The sequence below is a fragment of the Providencia sp. AGC89 genome (assembly GCF_053543535.1).
Genome location: NZ_JBIXLP010000071.1, coordinates 71,278 through 84,591, shown reverse-complemented (window position 1 = coordinate 84,591; position 13,314 = coordinate 71,278). Strand labels below are relative to the sequence as shown.

Below are 13,314 nucleotides of genomic sequence, written 5' to 3'. Positions count from 1 at the left end.
TAGCGATTTAAGCTATACCCTAGATAATTCAGTTTGTAGGTAGGCGGCAAGCGACTGAGACCTTAGGAGCATACCTAAGTATGTGACTAAGGCGAAAAACATAGCTAACACCACTGCAAATTGAAGGGTAGCGATTTAAGCTATACCCTAGATAATTCAGTTTGTAGGTAGGCGGCAAGCGACTGAGACCTTAGGAGCATACATAAGTATGTGACTAAGGCGAAAGAGCGTAGCCAACACCCCTGCAAATTGAAGGGTAGCGATTTAAGCTATACCCTAGATAATTCAGTTTGTAGGTAGGCGGCAAGCGACTGAGACCTTAGGAGCATACCTAAGTAGGTGACTAAGGAGAAAAACATAGCTAACACCCCTGCAAATTGAAGGGTAGCGATTTAAGCTATACCCTAGATAATTCAGTTTGTAGGTAGGCGGCAAGCGACTGAGACCTTAGGAGCATACATAAGTATGTGACTAAGGCAAAAGAGCGTAGCCAACACCCCTACAAACTGAAGTATGACGGGTATAATGGGTATATGAAAAAAGGTACATTTTACCAACTAACACAAGCCTCACCGCTTCCTGATCTTGAAGCCCATGAATGGCTAGCTTGCGAGCTTGCTGCTCAATTGTGGCGTAATGGGAAGCGAGTTCTGATTGCTTGCGAAACGCAGCAACAGGCAGAAAAAATAGATGAAACCTTGTGGCAGCGTGACCCACATCAGTTTGTTCCCCATAATTTAGCGGGTGAAGGCCCTCGTTATGGTGCGCCTATTGAAATTTGTTGGCCTGCCAAACGGGGAAATACGCCACGTGATATACTGATTAATTTACAAAATCAGTTCGCAGATTTTGCCACGGCTTTCCATGAAGTGATAGACTTCGTACCTATTGATGAAACTTTAAAACAGTTGGCGCGTGAGCGGTACAAAATATACCGTAGCGTCGGCTTCAATTTGACTATGGCGGCGCCGCCAACTTACTGAATACAAAAGATAATGGAAAAGAAACCAGATAGCCCAATGAATGAGCCTTCGCTCGATAAAACCTATAACCCCGCAGAAATTGAGCAATCACTGTATGCTCACTGGGAGAAAAGCGGTTATTTCAAACCTAATGGGGATACCACCCAAGATAGCTTCTGTGTCGTCATTCCACCACCGAACGTCACTGGTAGCCTGCATATGGGGCATGCCTTCCAACAAACCATCATGGATACCATGATCCGTTACCAACGTATGCAAGGTAAAAATACCTTATGGCAAACAGGTACTGACCACGCAGGTATCGCGACTCAAATGGTCGTTGAGCGTAAAATTGCGGCAGAAGAAGGCAAAAACCGTCACGATTACGGCCGTGATGCGTTTATTGACAAAATTTGGGAATGGAAAGCAGAATCTGGCGGCACTATTTCTCAACAAATGCGTCGTTTAGGCGACTCTGTTGATTGGGAACGCGAACGCTTCACCATGGATGAAGGCTTATCTAAAGCTGTTAAAGAAGCTTTCGTTCGTCTCTACAAAGAAAACTTAATTTACCGTGGTAAGCGCCTTGTTAACTGGGACCCAAAACTGCACACCGCAATTTCTGATTTAGAAGTTGAAAACCGTGAAGTTAAAGGTTCTATGTGGCACCTGCGTTACCCATTAGCTGACGGGGCAAAAACCGCCGAAGGCAAAGACTATTTAGTCGTTGCTACTACACGTCCTGAAACCATGTTGGGAGATACTGGCGTTGCTGTTAACCCAGAAGATACTCGCTATAAAGATTTGATTGGTAAAGAAATTATTCTACCAATTGTTAACCGCCGTATTCCTATTGTTGGTGACGAGCACGCCGATATGGAAAAAGGCACGGGCTGCGTGAAAATCACCCCAGCTCATGACTTTAATGACTACGAAGTCGGTAAGCGCCATCAGTTAACGATGATTAACATGATGGATTTAGATGGTAACGTACGTAGCGAAGCTGAAGTTTTCGATACTAACGGTAACCCATCAACCGCTTATAGCAGCTCCATGCCTGAAGCATACCGTGGCATGGAGCGCTTTGCAGCACGTAAAGCTATTGTGGCAGAGTTTGAGCAATTAGGCCTACTCGTTGAGGTGAAACCTCATGACCTCACCGTCCCTTATGGCGATCGTGGTGGTGTCGTTATTGAGCCAATGCTAACTGACCAATGGTATGTACGTACTGAGCCTTTAGCCCGTGATGCCATCAAAGCTGTCGAAGACGGTCGTATTCAGTTCGTTCCTCGCCAATACGAAAACATGTATTTCTCGTGGATGCGTGATATCCAAGATTGGTGTATTTCTCGCCAATTGTGGTGGGGTCACCGCATCCCCGCGTGGTATGACGAAAAAGGCAACGTCTACGTAGGTCGTGACGAAGACGAAGTTCGCCGTGAAAACAACTTAGGGGCAGATATCGCACTACGTCAAGATGATGACGTTCTAGATACTTGGTTCTCTTCCGGCTTGTGGACATTCTCCACCCTCGGCTGGCCAGAAAATACAGATGCACTGAAAACTTTCCATCCAACCGATGTATTAGTCAGTGGGTTTGATATTATTTTCTTCTGGATCGCCCGAATGATCATGATGACCATGCATTTCATTAAAGATGAAAATGGCGAGCCACAAGTTCCATTTAAAACTGTTTACATGACAGGCCTGATCCGCGATGAAGAAGGCCAAAAAATGTCGAAATCCAAAGGGAACGTTATTGACCCACTGGATATGATTGACGGTATTTCTCTGGAAGATTTACTCGAAAAACGCACAGGCAACATGATGCAGCCACAATTGGCTGAAAAGATCGCTAAACGCACCCGTAAAGAGTATCCAGAAGGAATTGAAGCCCACGGAACCGATGCACTGCGCTTTACTTTAGCGGCATTAGCGTCAACAGGTCGTGATATCAACTGGGATATGAAACGCCTGTCTGGTTACCGTAACTTCTGTAATAAACTCTGGAATGCGAGCCGTTTCGTGTTGATGAACACGGAAGGTCAAGATTGCGGCCAAAACGGCGGAGAGATGAGCTTTTCACTCGCTGACCGCTGGATCATGGCACAATTTAATCAGACAGTGAAAGCTTACCGCGATGCGTTAGACACTCACCGTTACGATATCGCAGCGGGTATTCTGTATGATTTCACATGGAACGAGTTCTGTGACTGGTATTTAGAGCTGTCTAAACCTGCGGTTCATAAAGGTAACGAAGCACAAGTTCGTGCGGCTCGTTTCACTTTAATTGAGGTATTAGAAGGCTTACTGCGCCTTGCGCATCCTATCATTCCGTTTATCACTGAAACCATCTGGCAACGCGTCAAAGTAGTGAAAGGTATCGACGCTGATACTATCATGCTACAAGCGTTCCCTGAGTTCGATGCGGCTAAAGTGGATCAACTCGCGCTGAGTGACCTTGAGTGGATCAAAGAAGCGATTATCGCCGTGCGTAATATTCGTGCTGAAATGAATATTTCCCCAGGTAAACCGCTCGATGTAATGCTGCGTGGTGCTTCTGCCGATGCGAAACGTCGTGTCGATGAAAACCAGAACTTTATCAAGTCAATGGCTCGCTTAGAAAGCATCTCAGTATTAACTGAAGGTGAAGAAGCGCCTATATCTGTCACCAAATTAGTTGGTGGTGCTGAGTTACTGATCCCAATGGCGGGTCTAGTAGACAAAGACGCCGAACTGGCTCGTTTAGATAAAGAGCTGGAAAAGGTGGTTAAAGAGATCGAAACCATTGAAAACAAACTAGCAAATGAAGGTTTTGTAAGCCGTGCACCTGCTGCGGTAGTGGAAAAAGAGCGTGAGCGTTTAACCGCTAATATTGAAGCGAAAGCGAAAATTGAAGCGCAAAAAGTGACAATTGCCTCTTTATAACGGTTCATTAATTTAGCCGACTTGAAAGCCCTTATTGGTTTACTAATAAGGGCTTTTTCTTGCTGAATAATTCGAGTATCATCAAACGACTGCGTTCGCAGTTCTCAGATTGAAGTTCCCTTCTGGTTCTCTCTACACTGAGTTGTACACAATAATAATCAAGAGTTTCACATGACAACACAAAACTATAACGTTCGACTTATTGAACAACAAGATAATGCAGGGATTGCCGCGGTGATCCGTGAAGTTTCTGCTGAACATGGTTTAACTGCAGATAAAGGATTTGCCGTTGCAGACCCCATCTTAGATACCTTATTTGAGGTATACAACAAACCCCGTAGCGCTTATTGGGTGGTAGAAATGGATGGGGAAATTGTCGGTGGCGGCGGTGTTTCACAACTGGCAGGCGGCGATAACGAAACAGCGGAATTACAGAAAATGTATTTATCTTCCGTATTACGTGGCAAAGGCTTAGCCAAAAAAATTGTGCAGATGTCACTGGAGTTTGCGAAACAACAAGGTTATACCCGTTGCTATTTAGAAACCACCAAAGACTTACAAGCCGCAATTAAGCTATACGAAAAGTTAGGTTTTGAATTTATTGATGCCCCTTTAGGTAATACAGGCCATAGCGACTGTGAAATTCGTATGTTAAAAGCGTTGTAATTATAAAGCTTATAAGGGTAGTCAATATGCTATCCTTATTTATCTAATATTCTTTAGATAATAGATTTTTTATGATCCCACATTTATATCGAGAACCTATTTCATCACTATGTTCTTGTAAAATAATTAGTTCCTTCTCTAAGTTAATTAATTTTTCAATATTTTCTCTCACATTAATTAAATGCGTATTAATAACAGATTCAACTAATTGGCAATCATTACTATTATTATCCACTAAGTCTAATAGTTTTTTTATTTCGCGATGAGACATATTAAGACTACGGCAGTTTTTAATAAACCTTAGTCTCTCAATGTGATTTTCACTATAGCTTCGATAGTTATTATCATTTCTATTAGGAGGAATAATTAACCCCTCTTTTTCATAGAAACGTATAGTCTCCCTTGGAATGTTGAATAGTTTTGATAATTCACCTATTTTCATTATTGACCACCTAAAAACGGATACAGCCCATTGTAAACTTTCAATAATACTAATCCTTACCATCATTGTAATGTCAAGAAAAAAACATATTTTTTTTCATTTGTCCACTATATTATTAAAATATATAATTAAATTTATTAGTATCGTATTTTTTGGTTCTTTTGGTATATAGAATTAGCCAGATGACTAGCTAATTCTATTCCTTCTTCTAAAACCTATTCACTAAACTATGCATGATATCTTAGCATTGTTTCTCTCCTATATTTAGCAGGGGTCACTTTCAATTCTCGCTTAAATGCTCGTGTTAGCCCTTGCTGACCATCAAATCCATACCTGAAAGCGATATCAATGATTTTATCATTGGTTTCTTTCAAATCTGTTGATACCCTTAACAAGCGGCTGATTAAAAGATATTGTCCTAAACTCACACCAACCGTATTTTTAAAAATACGTTGGAAATACCACTTTGAATATCCTGCTCTATCAGAGATTTCCGCTATCTGTAGTGGTTTATCTACATTCATATCGATCCACAAAAGAATATCTTGTATTACATTTTCTCTAATGGTTTGATGACTCATCGCTCATCTCCTTAATAAAACCGAATGGCTTTACTGATAAAATGTGACATGTCCTCGAAGTTGATTTTCACCGCTTGCGCCAACAATTTTATAGCGGCTCGCTCCTAACTTTTTAGCTTCTTGCTGAGCCTGCATTTCAATTGATGACAAACTAGCATCACCAACAAAAGTCTTTGTTACTAATATTTTTCTGTGAGGTTCTGTTGAGGAATTATTTTCAATTATTTTATTTGATACCGGCTGAAAGTTAACCTTATTACCGGAAGCCAAACCCTGGTAACTAAATAAACTTAACGCTAATAAAACTATCATCTTCTTCATCATTAACCCTTATTTAAGTATGTATTTAAATTAATGATTATTATTAAAAACCTTAAAGTAGATACAAGGTCAATAGCTTATTTCTATTTTTTCACAGTATATTTTAGTCAATTAATCATAATTGAATTAATTAAAGGTTCCTTTTCGATTTTTAATATCCTATTAAAGCCTTATTAAATTAAAACAGTTGACCTTACAACTACTGTAACCTTTACCCTGCCCAAATATTTCTTATTCAAGTTTTAAGCTAACAATGAGATCAATTAATTAGGTAAGGTTTATTATGAAAATAAAAATCGGGATATACGCTACATTTGTTGTAGCTATGGGCATAAGTGGTCTAGTTATTGCTCAAGACGCAAATAATGATAACAAATCAGAAACAGCAAGTTCCACCATACTTCCCAAAGTGCCTGTAGCAGAAGTTATTCAACAAGAAATTGTCCCTTCCTCTGAATTTACAGGCTATTTAGCGTCTCCCAAAATCGTGGATTTACGCCCTCGGGTTGGTGGACGCATTAATTCGATAGAAATTCCAGAGGGGAAACTGGTTGAAAAAGGGGATTTACTCTTTCATATAGATCCGCGACCCTTTCAAATAGCACTACTTGATGCAGAAGGAAAATTAAGCCAAGCAGAAGCTTTAGCCATACAAGCTCAGCGAAATTACCAGCGCCTCAAAGGATTAGTCAATAAAGGGGCGATTTCCCGTAAAGACTATGACGATGCCCTTTCTATACTTTCGGCTAATAATGCGCAAGTAAAATCCGCCAAAGCAGCCGTAGAGTCCGCTAAATTAAATTTATCTTATACCCAAATCCGTTCACCGATTGCGGGTCGAGTTGATAGAGCATTTATTACTGAAGGTAATTTAGTGACTGGTGGGGATACGAATGAGGCGACTCGCTTAACCACGATTGTTTCCATTGACCCAATATATGCTTACTTTGATATTGATGAAACTACCTTTCATAAACTAACAAGTTTACAGCCGTCAACAATAAAAAATAGCGCGACAGCTTTACCTCCAGTGACCATACGGTTACCAAATGAAAAACATACGCAATATACTGGCACCCTTAATTTTATTGGCAATCAAATCGAGAGAACGACTGGCACAGTAAAAGTCAGAGCGGTTATCGCCAATAAAGATGGCAAATTGATACCCGGTACGTTTATTCGTGCACAACTGCCTATAGGAGAAAAAACACCTTCAATTTTAATTGATGACCAAGCGATTGCTTCTAATCAAGGGCAGAACTACGTCCTCGTTCTAGATAAAAATAATAAGGCAGAATATCGCCCTGTGGAACTAGGCGCCATGATTGGCGGCCTCCGAGTCATTAATCACGGTTTAACTGCTGGTGAGAAAATTATTATTAAAGGCCTTATTAGACCGGGTATGGAAGTCATGCCTAATCCTATTCCTATGCATCCCTCATTAGCAGCAGAAGCAACTCAGTCAACCACGAACAACAAACATCTGACCGTCAATGAAGTCGAGGAGAAACAATAATGAAGTTTCCTCATTTCTTTATACAGCGCCCTATTTTCGCTATGGTTTTATCAATATTTATAGTGATAGCTGGGGTATTAAGCTTTTATAAGCTTCCCCTAAGCGAATATCCATCGGTAACACCGCCGACAGTTCAAGTTATTGCGAGTTATCCTGGTGCCACCCCAAAAGTGATTGCAGACACCGTTGCCTCCCCCATTGAGCAAGCAGTAAATGGCGTCGAGGGCATGCTCTATATGAGCTCACAGATGTCAACCGATGGAAAAATGGTGCTCACAATCTCGTTTAGACAAGATGTTGACCCCGATATCGCGCAGATCCAAGTACAAAACTTAGTATCACGCGTTATTCCCCGTTTACCCCAAGAAGTTCAGCAAATTGGCGTTACCACAGAGAAAACTTCACCGGACGTACTAATGGTTGTCCATATGTATTCGCCTAATAATGTCTACGAACCTCTGTTTGTTTCTAACTATGCATTACTCAATGTCCGTGATGAAATCGCAAGACTACCTGGAGTGGCAAGCGCATTAGTATGGGGTGAAGGTGAATATGCGATGCGAGCATGGATTGACCCAACAAAAATAGCCTCATTAGGGCTAACCGCAAATGATGTCGTTGCCGCTATTCGAGAACAAAATGTCCAAGTTGCTACAGGCTCTATTGGGCAACAACCGAATGCAACATCATCATTTCAAGTTAGTATAAACGCCCTTGGACGACTCACAACTGAAGAACAATTTGGCAATATTATTATTCACTCAGGAGAAGATGGACAAGCCACCTATTTAAAAGATGTCGCTAGGCTAGAGCTAGGTGCCGATAATTATTCACTTCGTAGTTTGCTGAATGGGCAAAATGCAGTCGGGCTACAAATTGTGATGAGCCCAGGGGCAAATGCATTAGAGGTTGCCGAATCAGTCAGAGAAACTATGGCGCGTTTACAAGCTAACTTTATCGAAGGAATCGATTATAAAATCGCCTATGACCCAACCATATTTGTCAGTGCTTCTTTAAAATCTGTCGCCATCACACTGCTTGAAGCCACCATATTAGTTGTCCTGGTTGTTGTTTTGTTTTTACAAAGTTGGCGTGCTTCTATTATTCCATTAGTCGCTGTACCAGTATCCTTAATCGGCACATTTGCCTTTATGTACCTGTTTGGTTTTTCTCTAAATACGTTATCTTTATTTGGTTTAGTTATCTCAATAGGAATAGTTGTCGATGATGCTATTGTCGTCGTCGAAAACGTTGAAAGGCATATTTCAGAGGGCTTAGCCCCAAAAGAAGCCGCATTTAAGGCAATGGAGGAGGTTACAGGCCCAATCCTTGCGATTACCTCAGTTCTAGCCGCCGTTTTTATTCCCACCGCATTTTTGTCTGGCCTACAAGGAGAATTTTATCGTCAGTTTTCATTAACCATTGTTATTTCGACAATTATTTCAGCAATTAACTCGCTAACGTTATCCCCTGCCCTTAGCGCGATTTTGCTCAAATCCCATGATAAAAATACAAAGTTAGATTGGCTTACTCGTATTATCAATGCAATATTTGGTCGTTTCTTTACAAAATTTAATATTTTTTTCAATACATTATCTAACAAATACGTTCTAATCGTACGCCGTTGTATTCGAGGAAGCTTAATTGTTCTAGTGCTATATCTGGGGTTTGTTGGGCTAACCGCATTAGGCTTCAAAGTAGTGCCTAATGGTTTTGTTCCCGCACAAGATAAATACTATTTGATTGGCGTTGCTCAATTACCATCCGGTTCATCTCTCGATAGAACAGAAGCCGTTGTCAAAGAAATGTCACGCCTTGCATTGATGGAACCAGGAGTTGAAAATGTAGTGGCTTTCCCTGGCCTCTCAGTGAATGGGCCTGTTAATTTGCCTAACTCTGCCCTCATGTTTGCCATGCTCAAGCCTTTTGATGAGCGCACTGACCCCTCCTTGTCTGCAAATGCGATTGCAGAGCGCTTAATGGGCAAATTCAGCCAGATACCTGACGGATTTGTTGGTATATTTCCTCCACCTCCTGTGCCTGGACTTGGTTCAATGGGGGGTTTTAAAGTACAAATCGAAGATAGGGCTGACCTAGGTTTTGATGCATTAGCACAAGTGCAAGAACAAATCCTTATGAAAGCGATGCAATCACCCGAGTTAACAGGAATGATGGCTAGTTTTCAGACTAATTCCCCACAAATAGATGTAGATATTGACCGTGAGAAAACCAAGTCTCAAGGAATAACACTGACCGATATCTTCGATGCTTTACAAATCAATTTAGGTTCTCTCTACGTCAATGACTTCAATCGCTTCGGTCGTACCTATCGTGTTGTTGTTCAAGCTGATACTCCATTTAGAATGGACCCAAAAGATATTGAACTGATCAAAGTGCGTAATAAACATGGCGAAATGATCCCTTTAAGTGCATTAGTGACTATTACTCGTACAAATGGCCCAGACCGCGTGATCCATTATAACGGCTATCCTTCCGTTGATATTACTGGCAATGCAGCTCCAGGCTATACCTCTGGTCAAGCAACTAACGCAATGGAGAAAATCTTACGTGATACCTTACCTGAAGGAATGGATTTTGAATGGACAGATTTAACTTACCAAGAACAATTAGCGGGTAATTCTGCTCTCTATATTTTCCCATTAGCAGTACTATTTGCCTTCTTAATATTAGCTGCCCAATATAACAGTTGGTCGTTACCATTCTCAGTATTACTAATAGCCCCAATGGCACTACTGTCAGCAATTACGGGAGTCTGGTTGCTCGGCGGGGATAATAATATTTTCACACAAATTGCCTTTATTGTACTGGTCGGTCTTGCGGCGAAGAATGCTATCTTGATTGTTGAATTCGCAATAGTGCAAGAGAAGCAAGAAAAAGATCCACTAACCGCTGTATTGGAGGCTTCGCACCTAAGATTGCGCCCTATTTTGATGACATCTTTCGCCTTTATTGCTGGAGTTATTCCACTGGTACTAGCCACTGGAGCAGGCTCTGAAATGAGACAAGCAGTGGGGATCGCAGTATTTTTCGGCATGTTAGGCGTCACCTTCTTCGGCTTATTGCTAACCCCTGTATTTTATATGACGATACGGAGATTAACGTCCAAGAAATCAACATAACGTATATTTTATCCGATAAGGAAGCTCACTAAGCACAAGTAGTTTGGTGAGCTTTCTATTTAATCACCAAATAAAATTCATTATAAAACAAAAAAATAAAGGAAATTATCATTAATATAAATAAAAATTAAAAAATAGCACTTGACCTTACCCTTAAGGTAAACGTTAGTCTTTACTCAATAAAGACATTCAAGAGGGTAGGTCCATGACAACAAATATCTCTAATACCTCAGTCAATAGACTGAGCTTGCCAGTAGAAGGCATGACCTGTGCATCCTGCGTTGGTCGTGTTGAAAAGGCATTAAAAGCGGTTACAAATATTGATACGGCTGTGGTGAATTTAGCAACAGAACGTGCTGATATCACCTTTAAAGGTGATGTTGATCCAGACGTAGCAATCCGCGCGATAGAAAGCTCAGGTTATAAAGTGCGGGAAGAAACAACCGAACTGGCGATCGAAGAGATGACCTGCGCATCGTGTGTCGGTCGCGTTGAAAAAGCATTATTACAAATACCGGGTGTAATTGAAGCGAATGTTAACTTAGCAACAGAACGCGCCCGTATTCGCCATTTATCTGAAGTGGTCACTATCGCCACTTTGGAAGAAGCCATTGTTCAAGCTGGCTATAAACCTCGCCGTTTATCAGATACAACGACCAATGCAAATGACCAAGCCAATGAGCGCCGTGAAAATGAAGAGCGCTCTCTACGTCGTGCGTTGTTCACTGCGGCTATATTTACCTTACCAGTATTTATTATTGAAATGGGTTCACACTTTATTCCAGGTATTCACCACTGGGTATCAGAAAACCTTGGGCAGCAACTCAATTGGTATATCCAATTTATATTAGCAACCCTTGTTTTGTTTGGTCCTGGTTTGCGCTTTTTCCAAAAAGGAGTTCCAGCACTATTACGCGCTGCGCCTGATATGAACTCACTTGTTGCTGTAGGTACTGCCGCGGCTTATGGGTATTCAGTAGTAGCAACGTTTATCCCCCAAGTTCTCCCAGCTGGCACCGCAAATGTGTATTTTGAAGCAGCTGTCGTTATCGTAACGTTAATTCTACTTGGTCGCACATTAGAAGCGCGAGCGAAAGGAAAAACCTCCCAAGCGATTAAACGCCTTGTAGGGTTACAAGCTAAAACGGCTCGTGTAGAACGCGATGGAAAAATGATTGAGATCCCTCTGGATCAAGTTATAACGGATGATATTGTTTTCGTTCGCCCTGGTGAAAAAATCCCTGTAGATGGTGAAGTCATCGAAGGCGCTTCCTATGTTGATGAAAGCATGATCACAGGAGAACCTGTTCCTGTATCTAAAGAAGTAGGTTCTGAAGTTGTTGGCGGCACAATAAATAAAACAGGCGCGTTTAGTTTTCGCGTCACTAAAATTGGTTCAAACACTGTATTAGCCCAGATAATTCGTTTAGTTGAAGAGGCACAAGGGTCAAAATTACCTATTCAAGCGTTAGTTGATAAAGTCACGATGTGGTTTGTACCTGCCGTTATGACAGGTGCCGTGATCACATTCTTTATTTGGCTAATATTTGGCCCAGACCCAGCCCTGACCTTCGCATTAATTAATGCTGTTGCTGTACTCATTATCGCATGTCCATGTGCAATGGGCCTCGCAACACCGACATCTATCATGGTTGGAACAGGAAGAGCGGCTGAATTAGGTGTTCTATTCCGCAAAGGCGAAGCATTGCAAGCTCTACGCGATGTCACTGTAGTTGCTCTTGATAAGACGGGGACATTAACAAAAGGACGTCCAGAGCTCACTGACCTAGTCCCTGCAGATGGCTTTGAATATGATGAAGTTTTATCCTTGGTCGCTGCAATTGAAACCCGTTCTGAACATCCGATTGCGGAAGCAATTGTCAACGCAGCAAACGAAAAAGGTCTGACATTTGCGGCAATTGAAGAATTTGAAGCTGTCCCAGGATTTGGTATTTCAGCCAGAGTAGATGGTCGAGCAGTCTCTGTTGGCGCCGATCGCTTTATGAAACAACTCGGATTAGATGTCAGTCACTTCCAGCAATCTGCGCTACGACTAGGAGAGCAAGGAAAAAGCCCATTGTACGCAGCTATTGATGGTCGCTTAGCTGCAATTATCGCCGTAGCTGATCCCATTAAAGAAACAACACCAGAGGCTATTAACGCGTTACACGCTTTAGGTTTAAAAGTTGCCATGATCACTGGTGATAATGCAGCGACTGCCGCAGCTATCGCTAAACAGCTTGGGATTGATGAAGTTGCCGCAGAAGTATTGCCAGATGGTAAAGTTTCAGCCCTAAAACAGTTCCGTAACAATGGTAATAAAGTCGCATTTGTTGGTGATGGTATCAACGATGCCCCAGCATTAGCCGAAGCAGATGTTGGATTAGCAATTGGTACAGGAACAGATGTCGCTATTGAAGCCGCAGATGTCGTATTGATGTCAGGAGATCTACGCGGTGTTGTTGATGCCATTGCATTAAGCCAAGCAACTATTCGTAACATAAAACAGAATCTGTTCTGGGCATTCGCTTACAATGCGCTATTGATCCCAGTAGCCGCAGGCTTGCTATACCCAATTAACGGAACTTTGCTTTCACCTATTTTAGCAGCCGCCGCAATGGCACTTTCTAGCGTATTCGTATTAGGTAATGCCTTACGTCTAAAACGCTTCCAAGCCCCTATGAAAGATAGTATGGCTCAAACTCAATAAAGGACTTAATCGCCAGACTTTATAAAGTCTGGCTTTACTCGTAGAAAG

The 13,314-nt window shown here is 41.7% G+C and carries 9 protein-coding genes; 6 read left to right on the top strand and 3 right to left on the bottom strand.

What is annotated here, in order from left to right:
- Positions 1 to 533: 533 nt before the first annotated feature.
- From ACIPUA_RS16150 to ACIPUA_RS16140, 3 genes are all read left to right on the top strand, one after another.
- On the top strand, positions 534 to 983 hold the full coding sequence (locus ACIPUA_RS16150) for a DNA polymerase III subunit chi (RefSeq protein ID WP_034782118.1): 450 nt from the start codon (positions 534 to 536) through the stop codon (positions 981 to 983).
- A gap of 36 nt (positions 984 to 1,019) precedes the next feature.
- Positions 1,020 to 3,890 (top strand): valine--tRNA ligase, encoded by a 2,871-nt coding sequence (locus ACIPUA_RS16145; protein ID WP_449059868.1) that lies wholly within the window; start codon positions 1,020 to 1,022, stop codon positions 3,888 to 3,890.
- 171 nt (positions 3,891 to 4,061) lie between these two features.
- The gene (locus tag ACIPUA_RS16140) at positions 4,062 to 4,556 is read left to right on the top strand and encodes a GNAT family N-acetyltransferase (protein ID WP_042845687.1); all 495 of its coding nucleotides are present in this window, start codon (positions 4,062 to 4,064) and stop codon (positions 4,554 to 4,556) included.
- Positions 4,557 to 4,599: 43 nt separating this feature from the next.
- Here the strand turns inward: ACIPUA_RS16140 and ACIPUA_RS16135 are convergent, their stop codons facing one another.
- The 3 genes from ACIPUA_RS16135 to ACIPUA_RS16125 all read right to left on the bottom strand — a co-directional run bounded on the left by ACIPUA_RS16135 (position 4,600) and on the right by ACIPUA_RS16125 (position 5,900).
- Positions 4,600 to 4,998: a MerR family transcriptional regulator gene (locus ACIPUA_RS16135; protein WP_042845688.1), complete on the bottom strand. Its 399-nt coding sequence runs from the start codon at positions 4,996 to 4,998 to the stop codon at positions 4,600 to 4,602.
- 227 nt (positions 4,999 to 5,225) lie between these two features.
- A complete protein-coding gene (locus ACIPUA_RS16130; protein ID WP_042845689.1) occupies positions 5,226 to 5,579 on the bottom strand; it encodes a helix-turn-helix domain-containing protein in 354 nt (117 codons plus the stop codon).
- 30 nt (positions 5,580 to 5,609) lie between these two features.
- Positions 5,610 to 5,900, bottom strand: a complete 291-nt coding sequence (locus tag ACIPUA_RS16125; protein WP_226619061.1) for a YdgH/BhsA/McbA family protein — start codon at positions 5,898 to 5,900, stop codon at positions 5,610 to 5,612.
- A gap of 283 nt (positions 5,901 to 6,183) precedes the next feature.
- On the opposite strand from ACIPUA_RS16125, the gene ACIPUA_RS16120 reads away from it, so the two are divergent.
- From ACIPUA_RS16120 to ACIPUA_RS16110, 3 genes are all read left to right on the top strand, one after another.
- Complete coding sequence (locus ACIPUA_RS16120; RefSeq protein WP_048605884.1) at positions 6,184 to 7,416, top strand: efflux RND transporter periplasmic adaptor subunit; 1,233 nt, start codon at positions 6,184 to 6,186, stop codon at positions 7,414 to 7,416.
- Positions 7,416 to 10,556, top strand: coding sequence for an efflux RND transporter permease subunit (locus tag ACIPUA_RS16115; protein ID WP_042845692.1), 3,141 nt, complete (start codon positions 7,416 to 7,418; stop codon positions 10,554 to 10,556). The genes ACIPUA_RS16120 and ACIPUA_RS16115 overlap by 1 nt, the downstream gene beginning before the upstream one ends.
- Before the next feature lie 205 nt (positions 10,557 to 10,761).
- Positions 10,762 to 13,266 (top strand): heavy metal translocating P-type ATPase, encoded by a 2,505-nt coding sequence (locus ACIPUA_RS16110; RefSeq protein WP_042845693.1) that lies wholly within the window; start codon positions 10,762 to 10,764, stop codon positions 13,264 to 13,266.
- Positions 13,267 to 13,314 lie beyond the last annotated feature (48 nt).